Source organism: Type-F symbiont of Plautia stali (assembly GCF_059731105.1).
On record NZ_AP035909.1, the window covers coordinates 3803956 to 3829890 of the forward strand.

Genomic DNA, 25935 nt, shown 5'->3' on the forward strand with positions numbered 1-25935 from the left:
ACCTTAACCCTTACTTATCCGATCGCAGGCGATCGGGGTACAAAAAACGCCTGGCAGCGGCGTGCCAGGCGTTCGTGTCGCCGGTCAGTGGAGACCGCTTAGCTGGCCTCCGGCTCACCAGAAAACCGCCTGGTTTACTTCACTGCGGTCGAGGTACCATCGGCATGCCATTTGAAGATGCCGAATTCAAAGCCCTTGAGATCGCCCTTTTCATCCCAGTTCAGGTTGCCCATGACGGTTGGCACCGCAGCCCCTTCTTTGAGGTTCTTCACGATAGCGTCCGGCTCTTCGCTCTTGCTACGTTCCATGCCGGTGGTCAGCGATTGCAGCGCGGCATAGGTGGTCCAGACGAACGGACCGGTCGGATCAAGTTTCTTCGCCTTCAGCGCGTCAACGATCGGTTTGTTGGTTTCAACCTGATCGTAGCGTTTCGGCAGCGTGACCAGCATGCCCTCAGACGCCGCACCGGCAATGTTCGACAGGGAGGCGTTGCCCACCCCTTCTGGTCCCATAAACTGCGTCTTCAGACCGGCCGCCCGCGCCTGACGCAGGATCTGGCCCATCTCCGGGTAGTAGCCGCCGAAATAGACGAAATCGACGTTCTCTTTCTTAAAGCGCGCCACCAGCGTAGAGAAATCTTTGTCGCCTGCGGTGATCCCTTCAAACATGACGATGTTCGCGCCCTGCTTTTTCAGGCTCTCCTGTACGGAACGCGCCAGGCCTTCACCATATTGCTGTTTGTCGTGTACCACGGCGATACGCTGCGGCTTCAGCTCGCTCATAATGTATTTGGCTGCGGTCGGCCCCTGGTCAGAGTCCAGACCGGTGGTGCGCATGATCAGTTTATAGCCGCGGGAAGTCAGGTCAGGTGCGGTCGCCGCCGGGGTAATCATCAGCACGCCTTCATCTTCATAGATGTCAGACGCAGGCTGGGTCGAAGAGGAGCAGAGATGGCCGATAACATAACGGATACCGTCGTTAATCACCTTGTTCGCGACCGCAACGGCCTGTTTCGGGTCACAGGCGTCATCATATTTCACCGCAACCAGTTTGTTGCCGTTAACGCCGCCTTTGGCGTTGATATCTTCAATCGCCTGAGTAGCGCCCGCGAACTGCATGTCGCCGTACTGCGCCACCGGACCTGACATTGCGCCAACAATCGCCACTTTAATATCTTCAGCCAGCGCCGCATGGCTCATCGCCAGTGCTACACATCCCGCCAGTAATGCGCGACCTTTCATTTTCATCCTGACTACCCCATCTGTTTTGTCGTGTATGTTGTGAGTGCGTGCATTGCCAGATAAAGTCGAAAACTGATTGATCATGAAGGAGTTAGCGTACTTTTCTGGCATTTTTTAGTAATAAGGCTTTATTTTTCAGGTTATTAAACAGGATGTTTCTTCTGTAAATCAACTGACATATTCAGAATTGACTGAGTGAAACAGCATAATACACTGGAGGCAATGGCCGGTTTTTCACCACTTTGCCAGCGCATTATGCTGGGTTGATCGCAGGCTTAACCTGTTTACACCTATTATCCTGGCACCCAGGCCATCTTTTGACCTGTTTTATTGATGAAAATGTGGTGGCGCTCTGGTTGTATACTTTCGCTGCACTTTCCCCTTTTTTAGAGGTTTTTGTTATGAAGCTGACTATCCAGCGTTTAACCACGCTGACGCCGCAGGACCACATCGATCTGGGCAAGGTCTGGCCCGATCTGAACATTCAGGAACTGGAACAGCGGCTGGATGAGCGCCATCGTCTCTATGCGGCGCGCTTTAACGATCGGCTGCTGGCGGGGTTACAGCTGGAAATCTCCGGTACGCACGGCAAGATCCACCGGCTGGCGGTGCGTGACGTGACGCGGCGACGCGGTGTGGGCCACTATCTGCTGGAAGAGACGATTGCGCAGAACGGATCGATAGCGGACTGGTGGATTGCCGATGATGGCAGTGACGATCAGCAGGTGCGGGCGGCGTTTATGCAGGCGTGCGGTTTTCGGGCGCAGAGTGACGGCTGGATACGGGCAACAGATGACGCAGAGGGGATGGCGGAAGAGGCGTGACAGTCCGGGGTGACAGAAAGCAGCAGGGGCGACATGCTGTCGCCCCTGTGGGTATTACGCTTCGATCGCCATACGCAGTTTTTTCATGGCGTTCTTCTCCAGCTGCCGGACTCGTTCGGCTGAGACGCCATACTGATCGGCCAGCTCCTGCAGCGTGGTTTTGTTATCTTCGTCCAGCCAGCGGGCGCGGATGATGTGCTGACTGCGCTCATCCAGGCCTTCCATCGCATAGCTCAGCTTGTCAGCGGCGTGTGCGTCCCAGTTATCCTCTTCAATGCCATCAGCAAAGTCAGAGGTCTTATCCTGGAGATAGAGCACCGGGGCCATGGAGCGGCCTTCACTGCTCTCATCGTCGGCAGACATATCAAAGGTCATATCCTGCGCAGCCATACGCGATTCCATTTCACGTACGTCTTTGCTGCTTACGCCCAGCTCACGCGCAACCATCTCAACTTCGTCCTGATTGAACCAGCCCAGACGCTGCTTGGTTTTACGCAGGTTAAAGAACAGCTTACGCTGTGCTTTGGTGGTCGCGACTTTCACGATACGCCAGTTACGCAACACGTACTCGTGAATCTCGGCTTTAATCCAGTGCACGGCGAATGAAACCAGGCGCACGCCAACTTCCGGGTTGAAGCGGCGCACCGCTTTCATCAGGCCGATATTACCTTCCTGAACCAGGTCAGCCTGTGGCAAGCCGTAACCGGAGTAATTACGAGCGATATGAACTACAAAGCGTAGGTGTGACAGGATCAGCGTCTTAGCTGCATCCAGATCGCCCTGGTAATGCAGCCGTTCAGCTAACGCTTTTTCCTCTTCTGCCGACAGCATCGGCCAGGTGTTGGCAGCCCGGACGTAAGAATCCAGGGTACCCGGAGAAGCAATAGCTAAAGTTTGCATTTCTTTGGTCATTCAAACCCTCACAAATTCAATGGAATTGCCGCACATTTCCCTGCGCAGACGATACAGTAAGTCAACGTCGCGCGAAATCCGAAAGCAATCTGTGCTACTTAGAGTGTGAAAGTTATCCACAAGTTCAATTATAGCAGTGAATATTTTACACACAGATGACAGGAAGGGAAGAGGGGAAAGGTCCTCTGCATACACTGTCGGTAGCAGAGGACCATTATAACAAAAAAATGTTGCAGGCGTTTACTGTGGCGTAAATCGGCGTAAATGTTGTACCGTGGCCAGCCAGGCCGCCACCCAGCCGATGATCGCCGCAATCAGCAGCAGCAGCAGCGCTTCATCCCAGGAGAAGCCTTCCAGCGAGAAGGTGGTGCCGAAGACGGTCGCCACGCTGGCAACCACCGACTGCAGGCGCAGCACCAGCACTTCTGACAACAGCAGTGACAGCACCGCGCCGCTGAAGCCCAGCAGCGCCCCGCCATAGAGGAAAGGCCGCAGGATGAAGCCATCCGTCGCGCCGATCAGCTTCTGAACGTTAATGGTGTCACGCCGGGCGAAGATGCTGAGCCGGACGCTGTTGCCGATCACCAGGAACACCGCCACGATCATCAGTACGCCAATCATCGACGCGATCTGCCCCACCAGCCCGGTCAGCGCGGCCAGTCGTGCAAACCAGCTGTCATCCATCCGGACTTCATCCACGCCCTGCACTTTCGTCACGCGGTCGCGCAGGCTTTGCATGGTGTCGGAGTTCTGGAAATTAAGCTTCGGCGTAATAATCGCGACGGCGGGCAGCGGATTCTGCTCCAGCATATCCATCGCGCCGCCAAAGCCTGACCAGTTACGGAACTCGTTCAGCGCCTCTTCGCGCGTCAGGTAGTTGACGTTATCCACCCCTTCCACCTGCTTGAGTTGCGCCACCACATTTTCGGCTGCGCTGTCATCCAGGGTCTTGGAGAGATAGACGGTTAACTGCGGTGCCGGATACCACTGGGTCGCCGCCTGGCTGACGTTTTTCCACACCATGTAGCAGACGCTGGGCAGCGTCAGGGAGATGGCGATCACCATCACCGTCAGCAGCGTAGCCAGCGGCTGACGCCACATATCAGAGAGGGTGCCGCGCAGCGCATAGCGCCACTGCTCCTGCCAGCCACCCTTCAGCGCTTTACTCTTCGACGGCTGCTTTGCTTTCGGTGCCGCCGGACGTTTAATGCGTTTATTGACCATCGTGGCCTCCGTGCAGGCGTCCCTGATTCAGCGTCATCATCCGGTAGTTGCGTCGGGCGATCAGGCCGCTGTCATGCGTTGCCATCAGGACGGTGACGCCAACGCGGTTAAACTCTTCGAACAGGCGCAGAATATCTTCTGACAGCGCGTCGTCGAGGTTACCGGTCGGTTCATCCGCCAGCAGCACCGACGGTTTGTTCACTACCGCACGGGCGATGCCGACACGCTGCTGTTCACCACCAGAAAGCTGAATCGGATAACTTTTCGCTTTGTCGAGCAGACCCACTTTATCGAGCGCGGCCGACACGCGACGACGGATATCTTCGCCACTGGCACCCGAGATAATCAGCGGGATCGCCACGTTGTCATAGACCGAGCGATCCATCAGCAGGTGGTGGTCCTGGAAGATCATGCCGATCTGACGACGCAGAAACGGCACTTCACTGTTCCGCAGACGGGAAATGTCATGGCCACTGAACCAGATTTTTCCGGCACTCGGGCGCTCAATGCCACAAATCAGCTTCAGCAGGGTACTCTTACCGGCACCGGAGTGGCCGGTGAGAAACGCCATTTCGCCGGGGCGCAGATGGAAATCTACCCCCTGCAGCGCCTGACGTCCGCCGAGATATGCCTTACTGACCTCTTCAAAGCGAATCATCCTAATTAGTCCTCTCGGGCAAACAGTGCCTCAATAAAATCGTCCGCCTTAAACGGTCGTAAATCTTCAATGCCTTCACCGACACCAATGTAGCGAATCGGAATACCGAACTGATCGGCCACCGAGAAGATCACGCCGCCTTTAGCGGTGCCATCCAGTTTGGTGAGCGCAATACCGGTCAGGCCGACCGCTTCGTTAAACAGCCGGGCCTGGCTGACCGCATTCTGTCCGGTGCTGGCGTCCAGCGTCAGCATCACTTCGTGAGGCGCGGACTCATCCAGCTTTTTCATCACGCGGGTGATTTTTTTCAGCTCTTCCATCAGGTGCGATTTGTTCTGCAGACGCCCGGCGGTGTCGGCAATCAGCACATCCACGCCGCGCGATTTCGCCGCCTGAATCGCATCGAAGATCACCGAGGCGGAATCTGCGCCGGTGTGCTGGGCAATCACCGGAATGTTGTTGCGCTGGCCCCACACCTGCAGCTGCTCAACCGCTGCCGCACGGAAGGTATCGCCCGCCGCTAACATCACGGATTTGCCTTCGGCCTGATACTGGCGCGCCAGCTTACCGATAGTGGTGGTTTTCCCCACGCCATTGACGCCCACCATCAGGATCACAAACGGTGTTTTGCCTGAAACGTCCAGCGGCGCGTCGACTTTGGCGAGAATCGACGCCATCTCTGCCTTCAGCAGGCCATAGAGCGCTTCCGCGTCGCGCAGCTGCTTGCGGTTTGCCTGCTGGGTCAGATGCGTAATGATGCGGCGCGTGGTATCGACACCTACATCCGCAATCAGCAGCTGCTCTTCCAGCTCATCAAACAGATCGTCATCAATCTTTTTGCCCCGGAACAGGCTGATGAAACCGGAACCGAGGTTCTGACGGGTTTTCACCAGGCTGCGTTTCAGGCGGGCAAAGAAGCCCTCTTTGGCGGGACGCTCCTGCTCCTGGGCGATGAATGGCGCAGCGGCCAGCGGCAGATCGCTGACGGTATCAGAGGCGCTCTCGTCCGCCGGTTCCTCAGCGATCACCTCCGCGTCGGCCAGCGCCAGCGCGGTCAGCTCTTCCTCGCTCAGCGGCGCGTCGGCCTCGCCGGGCAGGGTTTCCGTATCCGCATCGTCCTCTGCCCGTGCGGCAGAATCCTGCTCGCTGTACAGGGCATCCGCGTCGCTATGCGGCGTGTCGATAATCTCTGCGTCACCCAGCGCCAGCGCGGTCAGCTCCGCTTCGCTCAGCGGAGCCACGGCGTCATCCGGTGTCGTTTCAACGACGGCGGCATCGCCCAGTGCCAGCGCCGTCAGCTCCTCGTCACTTAACGGTGCGTCTGAGGAGACGGCATCCTCAACCGGCATGACCACCGCGTCGGCGTCAATGACCGGCGCGTCGTCATGTTCAGGTGCAGCAGATTCAGTGATAGCGTCAGATTCGGTAACGACAGATCCAGCGTCATCCAGCGCCGCCGGTGCCGCTTCAGATGGCGCGGCCGCGGTCACGTCCGCCTCATGCTGCTCGCTGGCCACCGTTTCGGTAATGGCAACCGTCTCTTCCGCCTGTGCTTCTGCCTGACTTAAAGCCGGGGCTTCCTGTTCTGGCTGCTGCTGAGCGGGTTCTGCGACCTGTTGTGTCTGCTCTTCCGCTGCAGGTTGTTTCTCTTCCTCTTTGCCAAATCCCAGCCAGGAAAAAAAGCCACGTTTTTTCTCTTTTGCCATTGTGTGACTACACTCCTCGATGGCTTTGTCCCGGTCGCGCAGGGTTTCCAGGGGTAAATCAATGAAAGTTGGTCATCGCCAGACCGGCGTAAACCGCAGAATAATGCATGACTTCAGCAACTCAGTAGTCTAACACTTTCCAGCCAGCTCACCACAGCACCCTTTTTTAACGTTTCTTCTCACCGATTCGCCCGTTAAACTACGCAACAAATTATGACGAGTTGTGAGCAAGATGAATAAAAACCCCCGCAGTACAGGCGGAACCGGGCAGATCCGTATCATTGGCGGCCAGTGGCGCGGACGTAAATTGCCGGTGCCGGACAGTGCCGGACTGCGCCCCACCACCGACCGGGTGCGAGAGACGCTGTTTAACTGGCTGGCCCCGGTGCTGCCCGAGGCGCGCTGCCTCGACTGCTTTGCCGGAAGCGGCGCATTAGGCCTGGAAGCGCTGTCACGCTATGCTGGATCGGCGACCCTGCTGGAGCTGGAACGTCCGGTGGCGCAGCAGCTGACAAAAAATCTGCAGACTCTGCGCGCCAGCAACGGCACCGTCATCCAGACCAATACGCTAAACTGGCTGGCGCAGCCGGGCGAACCCTTCGATGTGGTGTTTATCGACCCGCCGTTTCGTCAGGGATTGCTGGCCCAGACGCTGCAGTTGCTGGAGCAGAATCACTGGCTGGCCGATCAGGCGCTGATTTATGTCGAGAGCGAAGTGGAAAATGGCGCACCGCCGGTGCCGCCAGCGTGGGATCTTTATCGCGAGAAAATAGCCGGACAGGTGGCTTATCGTTTGTATCAACGTCAACAGGAGACGCAGGATGTTACTTAATTTGGGGCGTCTGTTGATGCTTTGCGTGTGGGGATTTTTACTGGCTAACGTGGTGCATCCCTACCCGAAACCGCTGACTTACTTTATCAACGTGGCGCTGTTCTTCATGATCATGATGCACGGTCTGCAGCTGGTATTGCTGCGCGCCACGCAGACTAAAGACGCGCCGCCTATCGATCGCGTCACCCAGATCAAAGTCTTTCTGTTCGGGGTTTTCGAGCTGGTCGCCTGGCAGAAGAAACATTTCCCGCGCAAAAAATAGTGCCGGGCGGGCGTCACGCCCGCCAGTTACTGCACGGGCGTGAAGCTGATAAAGCGCGTGCCCTGCATCTTCAGTTCGCCCTTCGCCCCTTTATCCAGCTGATGGTACTCCGCCTCTTTAATCTGCACCTTAATATCGCTGGCCCCGTTCAGCGGATGAAACAGGGCTTCATACCGCATCTCTTCGCCGGCGATCACTTCCCGCTGCCGTGAACGGCGATTGGGTGCCGGAAATTCCCGTTTGGTTCTGACTTCAGCCTGCAACGCCCGCACCGGTGACGCGTCATTGACCGCGCCTTCGCGGCGTTGCTTGATGAACTGACGCGTGGCCAGCACGGCGATAACCGCCAGGACGATAATAAAAATCAGCGGGGGTTTACTCATGGTGAATCTGTGCCTGAGGAGATGATGAAACAGGGAGCAAAGGATACAACCAGAGTTGCCTGATTGTCACATCTCTGAGGCGTAACCTAAACTGGAAGGGATATTTTGGGATCTTTCATCATTCTGAATAAAAAAGGGAGAAACAATGCTCTGGTCTTTCCTCGCTGTCCTTTTCTCCGGCTGGCTCTATGTCGATGCCACCTATCGCGGCCCGCAGTGGCAACGCTGGTTGTTTAAACCGGTCACCCTGCTGCTGCTGGTGGGTCTGGCCTGGCAGGCACCGGTGCTGCAGACCACGGACTACCTGATTCTGGCGGGGCTGATCGCAACCCTGATCGGTGATGCGTTGACGCTGCTGCCGCGTCAGCAGATGCTCTATGCCGTAGGGGCCTTTTTCCTGTCGCATCTGCTCTATACGCTCTGCTTCGCCGCCAGCATGACCATGACCTTCTTCTGGCCGATCCCGCTGACGCTGCTGATCATCGGTGTCGCCCTGATTGGCGTGCTGTGGAGCCGACTGGAAGATCTGCGCTGGCCCGTCTGCACCTTCATCGGCATGACCCTGGTCATGACCTGGATCGCCACCGAGCAGTACTTCTTCCGTCCGACGGATTACAGCTTCTCCATCATGGTGGGTTCAGCGCTGCTGCTGCTGGCAAACATCATCTGGTTTGTCTCTCACTACCGTCGTCGCTTCACCGCCGACAGCGCCATCGTCGCCGCCTGCTATTTTGCCGGTCACTTTATGATCGTGCGCTCCTTGTGGGTGGTGTGATAAAAGCGGCTTGACTCTGGAGTCCACTCCAGAGTGTAGGATAAGGGATGAGCTGCATGGCTCATCCCGCTCTTCTTACGCTCCGGAGGTCATATGCACCAACATCACGCCTGTGGCTGCGGCAAACCCCGTGCCAGTCACGCTGCAGCAAAACCGCTGTGCCAGGTTCGCCAGGCCCGTCCCCTCTCCCTTTCTGTTCATGCTGCGACACCCGTAACGGCTGATACGGCAGGCTGCTGCTGTGAAAGCAACAGCAGCCCTGGCACGGAGGCCGACGCCGCAGAGGAAAGCGACCGGCGAGACGCCGGTTACCCCTTTAGCTGGCAGGTCAGCGGGATGGATTGCCCCGGCTGCGCCCGCACCATTGAGACGGCCGTGCGCCAGATAAGCGGCGTCACCGACGCCCGCGTCCTGTTCAGCAGTGAGAAGCTCGTCGTCAGCGCCAGCCAGGATGTCCGGAACGCTGTCGAACAGGCGGTCAGGAAAGCCGGATTTGAGTTGACGGCCTCATCAGCCTCCTCAGTCACTCCCGCCGCCCGTCCGGGCTGGCAGCAAAACCGGATGCTGCTTTTACTGGCGCTGCTGGTACTGCTCAGCAGCGTTCTCGGCCAGTTCGCACCCGCCTGGGGCGATCGGCTGTTTGTGCTGACCACGCTCATCGGGCTGGCACCGGTGGCACGCGGCGCCTGGCAGCGCCTGCGCAGCGGATCGCCGTTTACCATCGAAACATTAATGACGCTGGCGTCGGCGGGCGCGCTGATCATTGGCGCCCACGCCGAAGCGGCGATGGTGCTGCTGCTGTTTCAGCTGGGTGAACAGCTGGAAGGCTATGCCGCCGCCAGAGCGCGCAGCGGGGTGACCCGCCTGATGGCGTTACGGCCTGAATCCGCGATCCGCCTGCAACGGGGTCAGCGCACGGAAGTTCCCCTCACGGCGCTGCGCCCCGGCGATCGGATTGAAGTGGCGGCGGGCAGCCGACTGCCGGTCGACGGCCGGTTAATCAGCCCGCTCGCCAGCTTCGATGAGAGCGCGCTGACCGGTGAGTCACTGCCGGTCACGCGAGCCAGCGGCGAAACGATTCCTGCCGGTGCCACCAGCGTGGATCGCCAGGTGGAGCTGGAAGTGGTGTCGGAACCGGGTGAAAGCGCTATTGACCGTATCCTGCAGCTGATTGAAGAGGCGGAGACACACCGTGCCCCGGTCGAGCGCTTTATCGACCAGTTCAGCCGTCTCTACACGCCGCTGGTGATGCTGCTGTCGCTGCTGGTGATGGTGGTGCCGCCCCTGCTCGGCGCAGGCGACTGGCAGCCGTGGATCTACAAAGGCCTGACCCTGCTGCTGATCGGCTGTCCCTGTGCGCTGGTGATCTCCACCCCTGCGGCCATTACCTCCGGGCTGGCGGCAGCAGCACGGCAGGGTGCGCTGATCAAAGGCGGCGCGGCGCTGGAGCGGCTGAGTTCGCTGCGCAGAGTCGCGTTTGATAAAACCGGCACCCTGACGCCGGGCAAGCCGCAGCTGACGCAGATCCTGCGGTTTGGCGCGGCCAGTGAAGCGGAGATGCTGGCGCTGAGCGCCGCAGCCGAACAGGGAGCGACCCATCCGCTGGCCAGCGCCATTGTGGCGGCCGCCCAGGCGCGTCATCTGCCGATGCCGGATGCACGGGATCAGCAGGTTCTGGCCGGACGCGGCATCCGGGCCCGGGTAGCAGAGCAGCAGATTGAACTGCTGACGCCCGCTCATGCGCCAGGGCTGACCGCACAGCAGCGCAGGCAGATTTCACAGCAGGAGGAGGAAGGTAACACCCTGGTGGTGCTGATGCGCGACGGTGAGGCGCTGGGTGCGCTGGCATTGCGCGATCGGCTGCGCAGCGATGCAGTGGCGGCCATTCAGGGGCTGAACCGGCTCGGCATTGAGAGCCTGATGCTGACCGGCGATAACCCGCGCGCCGCCGCGACGCTCGCCCGCGAGCTGGGGATCGATTATCGCGCCAGCCTGCTGCCCGCCGATAAAGTGGCCGCTATCCGTGAGCTGAGTCAGCAGCAGCCGCTGGCGATGGTCGGGGATGGCATCAATGATGCACCGGCAATGAAAGCAGCAACGCTGGGCATTGCCATGGGCAGCGGCACCGATGTGGCACTGGAAGCGGCCGATGCGGCGCTGACGCGGAATCAGCTCACGCAACTGGCCCCGATGATTGCGCTGGCGCGCCGGACACGCCGCATTATCCGTCAGAATATCGGCATTGCGCTGGGGCTGAAGGCGATTTTTCTGGTCACGACCCTGCTGGGCCTGACCGGACTCTGGCTGGCGGTGCTGGCGGATTCCGGTGCGACCGCGCTGGTGACGGCCAACGCGCTGCGCCTGCTGCGCCACCGCGACTGAGCGCGCAGCGCTGGCCAGGGGCCGGGGATAACAGCGGCCGGTGCGGCTGGGGTTATCCCGCCATCCCTTTGCGGATCAGAAACTGATAGGGCAGCGTCTCCGTCTGCTGCGCCAGCAGACCATGTTCCATAAAGCGGCAAAAGCCGGGAATATCGCGGGTTGTGGCGGGATCGTCGGCAATGATCAGTAAGGTCTCACCCTCCTGCAGGCCACGTACGGTTTTGCGCACCATCATCACCGGCTCCGGGCAACGCAGGCCGCGGGCATCCAGCTGATGGTCGGCAGAGGAAAAAAGATCGCTCATATTCAACTCGCTTCAGGTCAGGGGCGCTCATTCTAGCGCGTGCTGACCGTGACGCAAGGCGATAACGATTGCGCTAAAATTAACCATTGCATAAAAAGCACAACGCGGTAATATGCCGCCGCTTTTTGCTCATAAAACTGCCTGGCACCGCCCGAACGGTGTCCCGCAATGGGTTCCCTCACCCCAACATTAAAAAGGTTGACTATGCTCGCATTTTCTTCGCGTCAGCGCATGCATGCGCTTTTCTGGTTGTCGCTGTTTCACCTGCTGGTGATCACATCGAGCAACTACCTGGTTCAGCTGCCTGTTTCTGTCTTTGGCTTCCACACCACGTGGGGCGCGTTCAGCTTCCCGTTTATCTTCCTGGCGACCGATCTCACCGTGCGTATTTTTGGCGCACCGCTGGCCCGTCGTATTATCCTGGCGGTGATGATCCCGGCGTTGTTTATCTCTTACGGCGTTTCGTCGCTGTTTTATCAGGGAGAGTGGCAGGACTGGCAGGCACTGAAAGAGATGAACCTGTTCGTGGCCCGCATCGCCTGCGCCAGCTTTATGGCCTACGCACTGGGGCAGATCCTCGACGTTCACGTCTTCAACCGCCTGCGCCGCCTGCCGCAGTGGTGGGTCGCACCGGGCTGCGCCATGTTCCTGGGAAATATCAGCGATACGCTGGCCTTCTTCTTTATCGCCTTTTATAAAAGTCCCGATGCGTTTATGGCGCAGCACTGGGTGGAGATTGCGCTGGTGGATTACAGCTTCAAGGTGCTGATCTGCATGGTCTTCTTCCTGCCCGCTTACGGTGTGCTGCTTAACGCCGCGCTGAAACGTCTGGCTGAGCGCCAGACTGCCCGCCAGGTAAATTTCGGCTAATCCGCCATACATTTTTCCGCCATTACCCGCTAAGATCTTCTGACAATCATCAGGTTGCGTTTGCAGCCTGATTCCTGTTGTACTGATGCCTGACCGGAAATTTAAAAAGGGATTCTGATGCGTAACCTGGTGAAATATGTAGGAATGGGCTTACTGGTTCTGGGCTTAGCGGCCTGCGATCAGAAGAAAGATGACGCGGCGAATGACAACGGCGTCAGCGCCAGTCAGTCGGCGCAAACCGTGACGCTGATGGATGGCAAACTGAGCTTCTCACTGCCGCCAGGCATGTCAGACAAAAGCGGCAAACTGGGTTCGCAGACGACCAATATGCATGTCTATGCGGATGAAACCGGAGCCCGCGCCATCATCGTGATTGCCGGTGAGCCGACCAGCGAAGCGCTGGATGTGCTGTCGCAGCGTATGGAGCAGCAGCAGCGTAACCGCGACCCGCAGCTGCAGGTGGTGTCGAACAAAGCGGTAACGCTGAAAGATCAGCCTGCTCAGCAGCTGGATACGGTGATCTCTGCCAACAACCAGACCTCCTGGTCTTCGGTGGTACTGGCGAAGGTGGACGGCAAGCTGGTGACGCTGCAGATTACGCTGCCAGGCGATAATCAGCAGCAGGCGCAGAGCGATGCTGACAACATCGTGAAGAGCATCTCGCTGAAATAAGCCGATCGCTGGCCTCTCTGCATTGCAGGGAGGCCAGCATTCTCAGAGCTGTTTATAACCCCGCATTCTCACGAATATATTTTCGCGCTTTGACCGCATATTCAAACGGATTAGCCAGTGCCGGGTCCTGCTCCGCTTCCACGACCATCCAGCCCTGATAGCCATACTCATCCAGAATTTTAAACACCGGCTTAAAGTCGATTACGCCATCACCCGGAACGGTGAAGGTGCCCTTTTTCACCCCCTCCAGGAAGGAGAGATGATTCTCGCGAACCGCCGCGACCACCTCATCACGTACATCCTTGAGATGAACATGGAAGATGCGCGGCAGATAGTTCTCCAGCACCGCCAGCATCTGCTGCTGTGACCCCTCGGAGTAGTAGATGTGGCCGGTGTCATAGAGCAATCCGACCCGATCGTCAGTCATGGCCATAAAGCGGTCAATCTCTTCGGTGGTCTGAATGCCGGTGCCCATGTGGTGATGCAGCGTGACGCGCATCCCCTTCTCTGCCGCGAGGCGTGCCAGTTCGTTGTAGCCGTCGGCCGTTAACTGCCACTCCTCATCACTGAAAATGGGTTTCTGCTCAAACACCGCCAGCGGGGTGCCCTGAATACTTTTGCTCTGCTCAGAACAGCCAATCACCCGCGCCCCCATCGCATGGAGAAAGTTCATGTGATTGATGAACTCATCGATGGTTTTTGCTTTATCGCCGTTGGCGAAGAAGGTACTGAACCAGGCGTTGCAGATTTCGATGCCGCGGATATCGAGCATCGGTTTCAGGATCGCCGGATCGCGCGGGTATTTGCTGCCCACTTCGCTGCCAGTAAAGCCCGCCAGCGCCATCTCACTGACGGTCTGCTGAAAGGTGTTTTCATGGCCGAGATCTGGCATGTCATCGTTGGTCCAGCCAATCGGCGCGATCGCCAGTTTTACATTTTCTTTGTTCATCATCTTATTCCCGGACGGAGCGCGGCGAGGCCGCATACAGGGCTGAATCAGCGATAGAAATCAGGACGTGGCGGCATCTCTACCGGCTCAATCGCCCCGCTGTTCTGCGCTTTGATGCAGGCATCGGCGGCCACCGAGGCGGCAAAACCATCCCAGGCCGAAGGGCCGGTCAGTTGGCCTGCTCTGATGTCATTAATAAAGGCCTGCAGCTCCACGTCATACGCCTCGATAAAACGATCTTTCCAGTCGACCAGGATCGTGTTCGACAGGCGCGCCTCTTTGCGCAGCTGCACGGAGGAGGGTTCGGGCAGACGCGCAATGCCCTCCTCCCCCACCACTTCACACTGGATGTCGTAGCCGTAGGCGCAGTTCACAAAAATCTCGACGTCGATGCGCACCCCTTTCCGGGTTTCGAACAGAACGATCTGTGGATCTTTCAGCTGCCCATGCGTCTTCGATGTGACGCGCGGGAAGACCACCTGCACCGTTTTGTAGTCATCATTTGTCAGCCAGCGCAGCACATCCAGCTCATGGATCAGGGTGTTAGTGATCGCCATCGGCGTGGTGTAGTTCTCCGGCACCGTCGGGTTGCGGTGCGCGCAGTGCAGCATCAGCGGCTCACCAATATCGCCATCGGTGATCACTTTTTTCAGCGCGCGGTAGCCCGCATCGTAAGGCCGCATAAAGCCGACCTGCACCAGCCGTTTTCCCGCCTTCATCTCCGCCTCCACCACCCGGCGGCAGCCTTCGGCACTCATCGCCAGCGGCTTCTCGCAGAACACCGGCTTTCCGGCGGCAATCGCCGCCAGGGTGAACTCTTCATGGGTGGGGTCCCATGAGGTGACCAGCACCGCCTCGACATCCGGTGACTGAATCACGTCGTGACCGTTCTGGAAAACCTCCGCTTCAATGTTCAGGCGCTGCAGGGCGGCACGCGCACCCTCGACATTAATGTCAGAGACCGCCACCACCTGTGCCCCCTGCAGCACATGGCTGCAGCGACGAATATGTTCCTGACCGATTGCACCTGTACCGATGACGCCAAGTTTCAAAGTCATAATTACACCTGTGTAGGGTTCGTACGGAGAAGAGGAAAACGGGCCGCGATACGGCCCTGACATTAATATTTTCGCGCCTGGCCGAGATGCGTGTTGAGCTTGTCCGCTACCGCCTGGGCGCGTTCGGTCTGCGAAGCCTGCGCTACCCCGACATGCCACCAGCTGAAATATTTGTGGATCATGGTTTTTGGCAGCACTTTGATGTCGATAAGGGTAGAAACCGTCTGGGTGCGGGCATCTTCCAGCGCCGCCCTGAGCTCTTCAAGCGTGGTAACCCGGTAGGTTTTACAGCCATAGCCTGCGGCAATCGCGGCGAAATCGACCGGGATAAAGCCGCCATCGAGCCTGCCCCCTTCCGGGTTGCGGAAGCGGAACTCGGTGGTGAAGCTGTCCATGCCATGTTCCATCTGCAGGTTATTGATGCAGCCGTTGGTCATGTTATCCAGCAGCACCACGTTGATCTTCGCCCCCTCCTGAATGGAGGTAACCAGTTCGGAGTGCAGCATCATGAAGGAGCCATCCCCGACCAGCGCATAGACCTCACGCTGCGGCTGGGCGAGCTTCACGCCCAGCGCGGCATTGACCTCATAGCCCATGCAGGAGTAGCCATATTCGACGTGGTAGGCGTTGTAATCTTTGGTGCGCCAGACGCGCTGCAGGTCACCCGGCAGGCTGCCCGCCGCCGCCACCACCACTGCCTCTTTGGGCAGCTGTTCATTCAGGGTGCCAAGCACGCTGCTCTGCGTCAGCCAGGAGTGGGTCAGCTGGTTAAACTCAGCAAACACCGCGTCGCGGTCGAGATGATCCGCAATCTCCGGCACAAAGTCGCCATCATGCCAGGCCACCTGATAGACGCGCTGCGTCTCTTTCAGCAGCTGGCTCTGCGCCTCTTCAATCTGGCTGCCCCAGTCGTTACTGTAGTGCTGTGATGCCAGCCCGGCGGTGAGCGCTGTCAGCCCCTCACGGGCATCGGCCAGCAACTGCACGCCATCCAGCTTGTAGCTGTCGAAGTTGCTGACGTTGATGTTCAGGAAGCTGACATCAGGATGGCGGAAAATCCATTTGGAGGCGGTGGTGAAGTCGGTGTAGCGGGTGCCGATGCCGATCACCAGATCGGCCTCTTTCGCCAGCAGGTTAGCGGCCAGCGAGCCGGTTTCACCGACGCCGCCGACATTCAGCGGATGGTCAGAAACCAGCGTGCCCTTGCCCGCCTGGGTTTCCGCAAAGGGGATCTGATAGCGCTCGGCAAACTGGCGCAGCGCCTCACCCGCCTCAGAATATTTCACCCCGCCGCCGCAGATAATGAGCGGTTTACGCTTGCGGGAAATCAGGGTCAGCGCATCCGCCAGCTGCGCGGCGACGGGCAGGCGGCGATCGAGCCGGTGCACCCGTTTCTGGAAGAAGTAGTCGGGGTAATCCCAGGCTTCGCCCTGCACATCCTGCGGCAGCGACAGGGTAACCGCACCGGTTTCAGCGGGATCGGTCAGCACCCGCATGGCGTTAATACAGGCGGACATCAGCTGCTCCGGACGGCTGACGCGGTCCCAGTATTTGCTGACCGCGCGGAACGCATCGTTGGTGCTGATGCTGAGGTCGTAGCTCTGTTCAATCTGTTGCAGCACCGGATCGGGCTGGCGCGTGGCGAAGACGTCGCCGGGCAGCAGCAGCAGAGGAATGCGGTTGGCCGTCGCGGTGCCCGCGGCGGTGATCATGTTGGCTGCACCCGGTCCCACTGACGAACTGCAGGCGATAATCTGCCGGCGCAGCGACTGGCGGGCAAAGCCCGTAGCGGCATGGGCCATCCCCTGCTCATTACGCCCCTGCCAGACCACCAGATCGCCGCTATCCTGTTCCAGCGCCTGGCCCAGCCCCAGCACGTTGCCATGACCGAAGATGGCGAAGATGCCTTTGACGAATTTCGTCTCAGTGCCATCAACATCAATGAACTGGTTATCCAGAAATTTAACCAGCGCCTGTGCCGTGGTCAGTCTGATTGTGCCCATATGCTTTTCCTTTACATGCTGGCGGACCCCGACTCCCGTAACACCGCGCCAGGCGCTGTCATCGGCGGAAAAGGCGACCGGAATAACTGAAACGTGAGGCGATTATAAACAAATATATTTTTCATAAAACACGCTTACAGAAGAAACATTTCATTTTGCGAGTGAGATCAAATTTAGCCGCTGCGACAGCCCCGGCGGGCTGTCGCGAGGGTGAAAAGCGGAACGTTTAGCCATGAGCCGGGTACGATAAAAAAATTCATTCCGTTTCCACCGCCTGGCTGAACGGCAAGCCAGCAGGTGCGTTCGCCTTCATACCCCTGCTGCAGCGGGCATCATCCTCTCAGCAAGCAGGCGGAGAGAGGAGATTCAGGATTTTTACCTGGTTCACAAATTTGCGATGGATATTTCATTTCACATTGAATGTGGAATTTTTATTCCTCATACTGCCCTCATCGCCAGTCAGGCTCTTACAGACCCGAACGCAGCGCGCATCTGACGTCGCGCGTTTTGCCCGCCGGCTCTGCCAGTCACAGAAGGAAACCACAGGTATGAATGCACAACAGAAGCCGCTTGATGTGATTTGTATCGGGCGTATTGCCGTTGATTTTTATGGTCAGCAGATTGGAGCACGGCTGGAAGATGTCACCTCCTTTGCGAAGTATCTGGGCGGATCGTCAGGCAACGTCGCCTATGGCACCGCGATTCAGGGGCTGAAATCGGCCATGCTGGCGCGGGTCGGGGATGAGCACAATGGTCGCTTTCTGCGTGAAGAACTGCAGCGCGTCGGCTGTAACACGGATGCGCTGATTACCGATCCGCGGCGCCTGACCGCGCTGGTGATCCTCGGCATCAAAGATGAAGAGACTTTTCCGCTGATTTTCTACCGCGATAACTGCGCGGATATGGGCCTGGTGCCGGATGACGTGGATGAGGCTTTCATTACCTCAGCCCGCGCCGTGGCGGTGACCGGAACCCACCTCTCCCATCCGCAGACCCGTGAAGCGGTGCTGAAAGCGCTGCAGATTGCCCGCCAGAACGGCCTTCGCACCGCGCTGGATATCGATTACCGCCCGGTATTATGGGGGCTGACCTCGCCGGGTGACGGTGAAACGCGTTTCATTGAATCCTCCCAGGTGACGCAGCAGTTGCAGGAAGTGGTGCACTATTTCGATCTGATCGTGGGCACCGAAGAGGAGTTTCACATCGCCGGTGGCAGCACGGACACCCTGACCGCGCTGAAAAATGTGCGTCAGGCGAGTCAGGCGACGCTGGTCTGCAAACGCGGTCCGCTGGGTTGCGTGGTGTTTGAGGGAGCGATCCCGGATAGCTGGGAAGAGACCCGCCTGCACACCGGCGTGCGCGTCGACGTACTCAACGTGCTGGGTGCAGGTGACGCCTTTATGTCGGGACTGCTGCGCGGCTGGCTGAATGATGAAGGCTGGGAGCAGGCGTGCCGTTACGCCAATGCCTGTGGGGCGCTGGTGGTCTCACGCCACGGTTGTGCACCCGCCATGCCGACCAAAGCCGAACTGGATGATTTCCTGAGCCGCGACGATGCGGTGAAGCGCCCCGATCTCGACAGCCGTCTGAATCATCTGCACCGGGTCACCACCCGCAAACAGCAGTGGCCGGAGCTGAATGTTTTTGCCTTTGACCACCGCAAGCAGCTGGCAGAGATGGCACAGGAGGCGGGCGTGGATGCCAGCCGGATCCCGCCGCTGAAGCTGCTGCTGCTGAAAGCCGCTCAGCAGGCTGCCGAAGAGGCGGGGTTAGAGAATAAAAGCGGGATTCTGGCGGATACCACCTACGGGCAGAAAGCGCTAAATGCGATTACCGGTAAGCAGTGGTGGATTGGCCGTCCGATTGAGCAGCCCGGCTCACGTCCGCTGCGTCTGGAGCATGGCAATATCGGTTCGCAGCTGATCGACTGGCCCGCCGAGCATGTGGTGAAGTGTCTGGTGTTTTACCATCCTCACGACAGCGCAGAACTGCGCAAAGAGCAGGATGATCTGATACTCGACGTCTGGCAGGGCTGTAACAAAAGCGGCCATGAGCTGCTGCTGGAAGTGATCCTGCCTGAGAGCAATCCGGACAGGAATGAAGCGCATTACGTGGACATTCTGCGCCATTTTTACTCTCTGGGCATCCAGCCTGACTGGTGGAAACTGCCGCCGCTGTCCGCAGCGTGCTGGGAGGCGATCGGGACGCTGATTGAGCAGCAGGACCCGTACTGTCGCGGCATTCTGCTACTGGGTCTGGATGCGCCCGAAGAGACGCTGAAAGCGGGTTTTGCCGCAGCGGCCAGCGCGCCCTGGGTAAAAGGCTTTGCGGTGGGCCGGACTATTTTTGGTCAGCCTTCACGCGAGTGGCTGCAGGGGGAACTGGACGATCAGGCGCTGATTGCGCGCGTCAAAGGAAACTATCTGCGGCTGATTGAATACTGGCGCGCGGCGCGCGCCTGATGCTGTTCTGCTAAAAGCCGCTTTGAGAAAGTGCAGACGCCGGGAACACGGTCAGATCGGAAAGACGCGACACCCGCCATCCATGGCATGCTCGGCCCGCGTCATCCCTGACGCGGGACGCTTTCCTCTTCTGACCGTGTTCCCTGCTCATCTGGCTGATGCGTTGTTGCCAGATAGATCCTGACCGCATTTCTCACCCGCCACAGATATTTAACGCCGGTTTTCACCCGCTTATCGCCTGTGAAGAGGCGCATACCGGGCTCTCAAGCCAATCTGTGAACCATTTCATAAAGCCATGAAATAAACCGCGCGATTGACGCAAACAAATGAAATTTTCCATCCATCTGATACTATAGCGCTCATTATACAGCCATTATTCTAATTATTCGGGCAGAAGTGATGAACAATAATCCCACCCAACTTTCTCTGTTGCAGGACGATATTCGTCGCCGCTACGAAACGTTGAGCAAACGTCTTAAACAGGTTGCGCGCTACATTCTTGATAACAGTAACAGTATTGCGTTTGATACCGTCGCCTCGATTGCCCAGCAGGCCGATGTGCCCCCCTCTACCCTGATTCGCTTTGCTAATGCTTTTGGCTTCAGCGGTTTCAACGAAATGAAACAGGTTTTTCGTCAGCACCTGATGGAAGAGACGGTCAACTACACCGAGCGTGCGCGTCTGTTCCGTCAGACATCCACCGATGACAACGCCAGCGCCCCTGAGAGTCCGTCAGAGATCCTCAACGTCTTTACGATGGTAAACAGCCAGGCGCTGCAGCAGCTGGCGATGCAGGTGAATCCTGAACAGCTGAACAAGGCGGTAAAACTGCTGAGCGAGGCAGAGAATATCTATGTGATTGGCCTGCGCCGCTCCTTCAGCGTCGCCTCCTATCTGGTCTACGCGCTGCGTCATCTGGAGCGGCGCGCGTTTTTGATTGATGGCCTGGGCGGGATGTTTACCGAGCAGCTCAGCCTCGTTAACCCTAAAGATGTGGTGATTGCCATCAGCTATTCACCCTATGCGCGTGAAGCGGTCGAAGTGGTGGAGATGGGCGCCCGACGCGGCGCACATCAGATTGCGATTACCGACAGCCAGGTCAGTCCGCTGGCCGCCTTCAGCGACGTCTGCTTTGTCGTGCGTGAAGCCCAGGTGGATGGCTTCCGTTCGCAGGTTGCCTCTCTCTGCCTGGCGCAGACGCTGGCGGTGTCGCTGGCGCTCAACAACGTCGGCACCAGCTGATTTCAGGGCGCAAAAAAGGGCAGCATGACCCGCTGCCCTCATAGCTGAGCGACTGCTTTTCTGACGCCGCCGTGGGCTAGGTGTTACGCGGATAATTCTCGCTGTTCACCCAGGCGTGATCTTTCTCCCAGGTAAACTTCCACAGCCGCACAGGCCCCGCCATCACGTTCAGATAGTAGTTGTTGTATCCCGCCAGCGTCGCAACCGGATGATAGCCGCGCGGCACCATCACCACATCGCGATTGTAAGGTGCCATACAGGCATCCAGTGAGCGATCGTCGGTATAAACGCGCTGCATGGCGAAGCCGGGTTCCGGATCGAAACGGTGATAGTAAGTCTCTTCCAGAAGGGTTTCGTTTTCACTCTCTTCATCATGCTTGTGGCTGGGGTAAGAGCTGGTGTCGCCCTCATTGGTATAAACCTCGACCACCAGCAGGCTGTCAGCCGGTTTGTCATCGGGCAGAATATTGTGCACCAGACGCTGATTGCGCCCTTTGCCGCGATGCTCAACGCCCACGTCTGCGGGCGCAATCAGTCGTGCAGGCAGATGCCCGTGACCGGGCGCGCTGCAGACCGCCAGCTCCAGATCGCTGTCAGCGTAAACCACCACCTCATCATCGTGCGGCACATAAACGGAGTAAGGCGGCACGCGCTCAAAGGGCGACATGCGCTGACCAATCCCGGGAAACGCCGCGTGACGGGTTTTCACCGAGGCGAGTCCGGCCACCAGCACCAGACAGAGCTCTTTATCCCCGCTGGTAAGCTGCAGGGTTTCCCCTTTTTTCAGCAGATAAGCATCAAACCCGACATAGCGCCAGCCGGCGCGTTCAGGCGTCACATGCTGAATACGACCCTGCGCATCAGGGGCCTGGGCTTTCGACAGTAAAGACATCCTGATCCTCCTCTCTGTCACGGTTATCGCTGCAGTTGCCGCGCGGGCGTGACGTGCAGCCCGCCTGCGAACAGAAAGACCGGCAGAGGGATCTGCCGGTCGCGCATCCTGCCAGCGTGGAAATAAATCAGCCTAAGGTCGGCATACTGAATTCAGACACGGTCTGCTGACCGGATGGCCAGCGCACGGTGGCGGTTTTCATGCGGGTGTAGAAACGCACGCCATCCGGCCCGTGCACGTTGAGCGCGCCAAACACCGAGCGCTTCCAGCCGCCAAAGCTGTGAAATGCCATCGGCACCGGAACCGGCACGTTGACGCCCACCATGCCCGCTTCAACGTTCTGCACAAAGTCACGCGCGGTGTGACCGTTGCTGGTAAAAATGGCGCTGCCGTTGCCAAACTCATGGCTGTTAACCAGCTGCAGCGCACTGTCGTAATCCGCCGCGCGCATGATGCTCAGCACCGGACCAAAAATCTCTTCACGCCAGATCACCATGTCAGAGGTGACGTTATCAAACAGCGTGCCGCCGACGTAGTATCCCTCAGCATGCCCTTCGACCTGGACATGACGCCCATCGACCACCAGCTTCGCGCCTTCCTGTTCGCCTTTGTCGATGTAGCCCAGCACCTTCTTCTGGTGCGCCGCTGAAACCACCGGCCCCATCTCATTCTCCAGAGCCCCCTGATTCATACCGGGGCCGATGCGCAGTGCCTGCACCAGCGGGGTCAGGCGGGCAATCAGCTTGTCGGCGGTATCATCGCCCACGGCGACCACGACCGGCAGCGCCATGCAGCGTTCACCGGCAGAACCAAAGGCACCGCCCATGATGGCGTTGACGGTGGCATCCAGATCGGCATCCGGCATCACGATAGCGTGGTTCTTCGCCGCGCCAAATGCCTGCACCCGTTTGCCATGCGCGCTGGCGGTTTTGTAGATGTGCTCAGCCACGCCGGAGGAACCGACGAAGCTGACGGCGGCGATACGCGGATCTTTGTAGAGCTGCTCCGCGTCTTCATTTGAGCTGTGCACCACGTTGAAGACCCCATCAGGCAGGCCCGCCTCGGTCAGCAGTTCAGCCATCCGCACAGACGCCGAGGGATCCAGCGCCGGTGGCTTCAGGACAAAGGTGTTGCCGCAGGCCAGTGCGATCGGGAACATCCAGAGCGGCACCATCGCCGGGAAGTTAAACGGCGTAATGCCCGCCACGACGCCGACCGGCTGCATCAGCGAATAGCTGTCAACGCCGCCGCCGACGTTAGGGGAGTATTCGCCTTTCAGCAGGTGCGGGATGCCGCAGGCAAACTCGATCACTTCAATGCCACGCGTCAGTTCACCTAGCGCATCAGACCAGACTTTGCCATGCTCAGACACAATCAGCGCCGCCAGCTCGTCACGATGCTGCTCCATCAGGGCCTTAAAGTTGAACAGGACACGGGCACGGCGCAGGGGCGAGGTTTTTGACCATTCGGCAAAGGCCGCATGCGCGACGCCAATCGCCTGAGCCACTTCATCGGCGGTACTCTGCGTCAGTTCACGTACCACTTTGCCGGTTGCCGGGTCGTAAACAGGAATGGTTTCGTTGCTGGCGCTGAACGTAATTTTGCCGCCAATAAAGTTACCTGTGATTGTCATGATGTTGCCTCTTTAGATGGTTAAGTTCCCTGCAGACGAACCATGCGACCTGCCGCGCTGCCTGACCAGGCAAAGCTGAAAGCGTGCTATGAAGCTATTGCATTGGAATAAATTTTTCAAATAATTCTTTTTGGAAGATTTGCTTTTAGCGGCACAGATCGCATTTTCTCCGTCGGCTTGCGCCTGGCGCGCTCCTGACGTCCGGAGAGCGCCCATTGCCGCAATCCTCAGCCCGGCAGGCGCGGTTTAGGCCGATCACGGCGCGGTTCTCTGCGGGATAAACCCCGCGAAACAGCACCCGGCTGAAACGAAATATGAAATTAATGCGAGGCAGATCCAATAATCTCCATTTCATAATTCACTATTAATGAAATAAATGTTTTCTTTAGTCGCAATCTTCTTCTGTTTCGGGGTAATCACATGGCTATCGATCCGACCCGTTTCTGTATCAACTGCAAAATTGCTCCCCGGCTCTCGCTGGAGGCCTTTTTTCAGCTGGTTCATCGCCTGGGGCTGAGCAAGGTTGAGTTGCGCAATGACATGCCGGGTGGCAGCGTGACAGACGATCTGACGCCCGAGCAGCTGCGCGCCCTGACCGACAGATATCAGATTGATATCGTCACCATTAATGCGCTCTATCCGTTTAACCGTATTGATGACGATCTGCTGACCCGCGCAGAGCTGTTGCTGCAGACCGCACAGCAGACGGGTGCGAAGGCGCTGGTGATGTGTCCACTGAATGAGGGGATTGCCCTGTCGCCTCAGGAGACGCAGGCGGCGATGCAGCAGCTGGCGCCGCGCTTTGAACATTATGGCATTCAGGGGCTGGTGGAGCCGCTGGGATTCCCGGTCAGCTCACTGCGCTCGGCCGCAGAGGCGCAGCGACTCATCGCCGCCGCGGGCGTACCCTTTAAGCTGGTGCTGGATACCTTCCATCACCATCTCTATGAAAAGGCGGAAGAGGAGTTCCTCACGGGTGTCGACGTGCAACAGATTGGGCTGGTTCACCTGTCGGGCGTGGAAGATCGGCGGCCCACCGCTGAGCTGACCGATGAGGAGCGCATTATGCTGAGTGACAGCGATGTGCTGAACAGCGTCGTGCAGGTTAAACGGCTGGAGATGCTGGGCTATAAGGGGATCTACGCCTTTGAGCCCTTCTCAAGCCAGCTCAACAGCTGGACACCGGATGAAACGGAACGGCAGATCCGCCACAGTATCGAACTGCTGCAGGCCTGAAGCCGGTGTTGGCAGGCGCTGAAAACATGGCCCGCCCGGGCGCGTTTTACGGCGCAGTCTCGTCGGCTGCCGGTGACAGCGCCTGACGCCGTTGCAGGCGCAGCGTGCAGACAAACGCCACGCAGACCAGCAGCGCCGTGAGCAGATACACCTGCGACACGCCTGCATAGTTCATGATAAATCCGGCGATCGGCCCGGTAATGCCCAGCGACAGATCCATAAACGCGGTGTAAGTCGCCAGCGCACTGCCCTGATTCTGCTGCGGCACCACCTTCACCGCCACAACTCCCAGCGCCGGGAAGACCAGCGAAAAACCGGCGCCGGTCAGAAACGCGCCCGCTTTTGCCATCCAGGGGTCGCCCGCCGCCGCGACCAGAAAGAGTCCGGCAGCTTCCGCCGCCAGACAGAGGCTGGCAACGCGCAGGCCGCCGTGGCGGTTAATGGCATTCGGGAACAGCAGGCGCGTGCCAACAAAGGCGGCACTGAACAGGGAGAGGGCAAAGGCGGCACCCTCCCAGCCTTTATCCTGATAGAACAGCGTAATAAAGGTGGCAATAACCCCGAACCCCGCCGAGCCCATCGCCAGTATCGCGCCAAAGCCGGCAATTTTTCCCAGCACCGCCCGAAACGGCAGCGGCCTGGCCCGGCTGGCTTTGACGGCCGGACGTGGTACGGCGCAGACAATGCCCGCCACACAGATAGCGACAATGACCAGCGACAGCCAGAGCAGGCCACCCGCCCGGAAGATCACCACGCCGAGCGGCGCGCCAATCGCCATCGCGCCATAGGTGACGATGCCATTCCAGGAGATGACCCGGCCAATATGCAGCGAACCGACCCGCGCAACGCCCCATAACGAGGTGCCGGTGCCGGTAAAGCTCTGGCCCAGACCCAGAATCACCCGTCCCGCACAGAGCAGCGTCAGGCTTGTCATCGGCGAGTCGCTCAGCGCCGCCAGCAGAATACAGAGACCGCTGATCAGGCAGCCCACCAGCCCGATCACCACGACCTTCTTTGGTCCCCAGAGGTCGGCATAACGCCCGGCGTGGGGGCGGCTCAGCAGCGTCGCCACATACTGCAGGCTGATCACCACCCCCGCCCAGAAGGCGCTGAATCCCAGCTGGTCATGTACCCATCCCGGCAGAACCGCCAGCGGCAGACCGATAGTGAGATAGCTGGCAAAGTTATAGGCCACAATAGAGAGGATCAGCAGCGTGAGGCGGAGATTGCCGGTTGGGGTGGCCGGTTCCACTGTGGGCTGTTCAGGCATGAGAGATCCCGCTCGTATTAGACTGAATGATAAGGTTTATCCGTCGACTATACCCGCTTTCACCGCTGACGTATCGGCGCTGCGCCATCAACCGGATGCAGCGTGCCGGACAAAAACCCTGCCGCGAAAGTGGAGTGTGGTGGCG

Annotated in this window: 23 protein-coding genes; 10 read left to right on the forward strand and 13 right to left on the reverse strand. The window is 58.7% G+C overall.

Annotation, left to right across the window (positions count from 1 at the left end):
- Positions 1-134 precede the first annotated feature (134 nt).
- Complete coding sequence (locus AC6I7A_RS18175; RefSeq protein ID WP_009087791.1) at positions 135-1247, reverse strand: branched-chain amino acid ABC transporter substrate-binding protein; 1113 nt, start codon at positions 1245-1247, stop codon at positions 135-137.
- A gap of 395 nt (positions 1248-1642) precedes the next feature.
- On the opposite strand from AC6I7A_RS18175, the gene panM reads away from it, so the two are divergent.
- Positions 1643-2065 carry an aspartate 1-decarboxylase autocleavage activator PanM gene (gene panM / locus AC6I7A_RS18180; RefSeq protein WP_009087793.1) on the forward strand — a complete coding sequence of 141 codons (423 nt, stop codon included), beginning with the start codon at positions 1643-1645 and terminating at the stop codon, positions 2063-2065.
- Between the two features lie 54 nt (positions 2066-2119).
- Here the strand turns inward: panM and rpoH are convergent, their stop codons facing one another.
- The 4 genes from rpoH to ftsY form a co-directional block, all read right to left on the reverse strand.
- Positions 2120-2977, reverse strand: a complete 858-nt coding sequence (gene rpoH / locus AC6I7A_RS18185; RefSeq protein ID WP_009087795.1) for an RNA polymerase sigma factor RpoH — start codon at positions 2975-2977, stop codon at positions 2120-2122.
- Between the two features lie 240 nt (positions 2978-3217).
- Positions 3218-4201, reverse strand: coding sequence for a permease-like cell division protein FtsX (gene ftsX, locus AC6I7A_RS18190; protein ID WP_009087796.1), 984 nt, complete (start codon positions 4199-4201; stop codon positions 3218-3220).
- Positions 4191-4859: a cell division ATP-binding protein FtsE gene (gene ftsE, locus AC6I7A_RS18195; RefSeq protein ID WP_009087798.1), complete on the reverse strand. Its 669-nt coding sequence runs from the start codon at positions 4857-4859 to the stop codon at positions 4191-4193. The genes ftsX and ftsE overlap by 11 nt, the downstream gene beginning before the upstream one ends.
- A gap of 5 nt (positions 4860-4864) precedes the next feature.
- Positions 4865-6565 carry a signal recognition particle-docking protein FtsY gene (gene ftsY / locus AC6I7A_RS18200; RefSeq protein ID WP_058956963.1) on the reverse strand — a complete coding sequence of 567 codons (1701 nt, stop codon included), beginning with the start codon at positions 6563-6565 and terminating at the stop codon, positions 4865-4867.
- A gap of 232 nt (positions 6566-6797) precedes the next feature.
- On the opposite strand from ftsY, the gene rsmD reads away from it, so the two are divergent.
- Complete coding sequence (rsmD, locus tag AC6I7A_RS18205; RefSeq protein ID WP_009087801.1) at positions 6798-7397, forward strand: 16S rRNA (guanine(966)-N(2))-methyltransferase; 600 nt, start codon at positions 6798-6800, stop codon at positions 7395-7397.
- Positions 7387-7659, forward strand: a complete 273-nt coding sequence (locus AC6I7A_RS18210; RefSeq protein ID WP_009087803.1) for a DUF1145 family protein — start codon at positions 7387-7389, stop codon at positions 7657-7659. Before rsmD ends, AC6I7A_RS18210 begins: the two co-directional genes overlap by 11 nt.
- 26 nt (positions 7660-7685) lie before the next feature.
- Here the strand turns inward: AC6I7A_RS18210 and AC6I7A_RS18215 are convergent, their stop codons facing one another.
- A complete protein-coding gene (locus AC6I7A_RS18215; protein WP_058956962.1) occupies positions 7686-8042 on the reverse strand; it encodes a DUF2500 domain-containing protein in 357 nt (118 codons plus the stop codon).
- A 145-nt stretch (positions 8043-8187) separates the two neighbouring features.
- Here AC6I7A_RS18215 and AC6I7A_RS18220 point away from each other — a divergent pair, with 145 nt between their 5' ends.
- Together AC6I7A_RS18220 and AC6I7A_RS18225 are read left to right on the forward strand one after the other, a co-directional pair.
- Positions 8188-8817, forward strand: coding sequence for a lysoplasmalogenase (locus AC6I7A_RS18220; RefSeq protein WP_009087807.1), 630 nt, complete (start codon positions 8188-8190; stop codon positions 8815-8817).
- A gap of 93 nt (positions 8818-8910) precedes the next feature.
- Positions 8911-11199, forward strand: a complete 2289-nt coding sequence (locus AC6I7A_RS18225) for a zinc/cadmium/mercury/lead-transporting ATPase (protein WP_058956961.1) — start codon at positions 8911-8913, stop codon at positions 11197-11199.
- Positions 11200-11251: 52 nt separating this feature from the next.
- On the opposite strand, the gene tusA is transcribed toward AC6I7A_RS18225, so the two are convergent.
- Positions 11252-11503, reverse strand: coding sequence for a sulfurtransferase TusA (tusA, locus tag AC6I7A_RS18230; RefSeq protein ID WP_009087811.1), 252 nt, complete (start codon positions 11501-11503; stop codon positions 11252-11254).
- A 204-nt stretch (positions 11504-11707) separates the two neighbouring features.
- Here tusA and AC6I7A_RS18235 point away from each other — a divergent pair, with 204 nt between their 5' ends.
- A complete protein-coding gene (locus AC6I7A_RS18235) occupies positions 11708-12373 on the forward strand; it encodes a 7-cyano-7-deazaguanine/7-aminomethyl-7-deazaguanine transporter (protein ID WP_058956960.1) in 666 nt (221 codons plus the stop codon).
- A gap of 117 nt (positions 12374-12490) precedes the next feature.
- Positions 12491-13045, forward strand: a complete 555-nt coding sequence (locus tag AC6I7A_RS18240) for a DcrB family lipoprotein (protein WP_009087815.1) — start codon at positions 12491-12493, stop codon at positions 13043-13045.
- Positions 13046-13097: 52 nt separating this feature from the next.
- Here AC6I7A_RS18240 and iolE read toward each other — a convergent pair whose 3' ends face one another.
- From iolE to iolD, 3 genes are all read right to left on the reverse strand, one after another.
- Complete coding sequence (iolE, locus tag AC6I7A_RS18245; RefSeq protein WP_009087817.1) at positions 13098-13994, reverse strand: myo-inosose-2 dehydratase; 897 nt, start codon at positions 13992-13994, stop codon at positions 13098-13100.
- 47 nt (positions 13995-14041) lie between these two features.
- The gene (gene iolG / locus AC6I7A_RS18250) at positions 14042-15052 is read right to left on the reverse strand and encodes a bifunctional inositol 2-dehydrogenase/D-chiro-inositol 1-dehydrogenase (RefSeq protein WP_009087818.1); all 1011 of its coding nucleotides are present in this window, start codon (positions 15050-15052) and stop codon (positions 14042-14044) included.
- A gap of 62 nt (positions 15053-15114) precedes the next feature.
- Positions 15115-17055 carry a 3D-(3,5/4)-trihydroxycyclohexane-1,2-dione acylhydrolase (decyclizing) gene (gene iolD, locus AC6I7A_RS18255; RefSeq protein ID WP_058956959.1) on the reverse strand — a complete coding sequence of 647 codons (1941 nt, stop codon included), beginning with the start codon at positions 17053-17055 and terminating at the stop codon, positions 15115-15117.
- A 548-nt stretch (positions 17056-17603) separates the two neighbouring features.
- On the opposite strand from iolD, the gene AC6I7A_RS18260 reads away from it, so the two are divergent.
- Both AC6I7A_RS18260 and AC6I7A_RS18265 read left to right on the forward strand, forming a co-directional pair.
- On the forward strand, positions 17604-19517 hold the full coding sequence (locus AC6I7A_RS18260; protein ID WP_285064223.1) for a bifunctional 5-dehydro-2-deoxygluconokinase/5-dehydro-2-deoxyphosphogluconate aldolase: 1914 nt from the start codon (positions 17604-17606) through the stop codon (positions 19515-19517).
- Between the two features lie 399 nt (positions 19518-19916).
- Positions 19917-20759, forward strand: coding sequence for a MurR/RpiR family transcriptional regulator (locus tag AC6I7A_RS18265; protein WP_058956958.1), 843 nt, complete (start codon positions 19917-19919; stop codon positions 20757-20759).
- Between the two features lie 76 nt (positions 20760-20835).
- On the opposite strand, the gene iolB is transcribed toward AC6I7A_RS18265, so the two are convergent.
- Entirely contained in the window at positions 20836-21651 is an 816-nt protein-coding gene (iolB, locus tag AC6I7A_RS18270) for a 5-deoxy-glucuronate isomerase (protein WP_058956957.1), read from the reverse strand.
- Positions 21652-21778: 127 nt separating this feature from the next.
- Positions 21779-23284 carry a CoA-acylating methylmalonate-semialdehyde dehydrogenase gene (locus tag AC6I7A_RS18275; protein ID WP_009087827.1) on the reverse strand — a complete coding sequence of 502 codons (1506 nt, stop codon included), beginning with the start codon at positions 23282-23284 and terminating at the stop codon, positions 21779-21781.
- 420 nt (positions 23285-23704) lie between these two features.
- On the opposite strand from AC6I7A_RS18275, the gene AC6I7A_RS18280 reads away from it, so the two are divergent.
- A complete protein-coding gene (locus AC6I7A_RS18280; protein WP_058956956.1) occupies positions 23705-24520 on the forward strand; it encodes a TIM barrel protein in 816 nt (271 codons plus the stop codon).
- A 46-nt stretch (positions 24521-24566) separates the two neighbouring features.
- Here AC6I7A_RS18280 and AC6I7A_RS18285 read toward each other — a convergent pair whose 3' ends face one another.
- Positions 24567-25790: an MFS transporter gene (locus tag AC6I7A_RS18285; RefSeq protein WP_058956955.1), complete on the reverse strand. Its 1224-nt coding sequence runs from the start codon at positions 25788-25790 to the stop codon at positions 24567-24569.
- Positions 25791-25935: the final 145 nt, after the last annotated feature.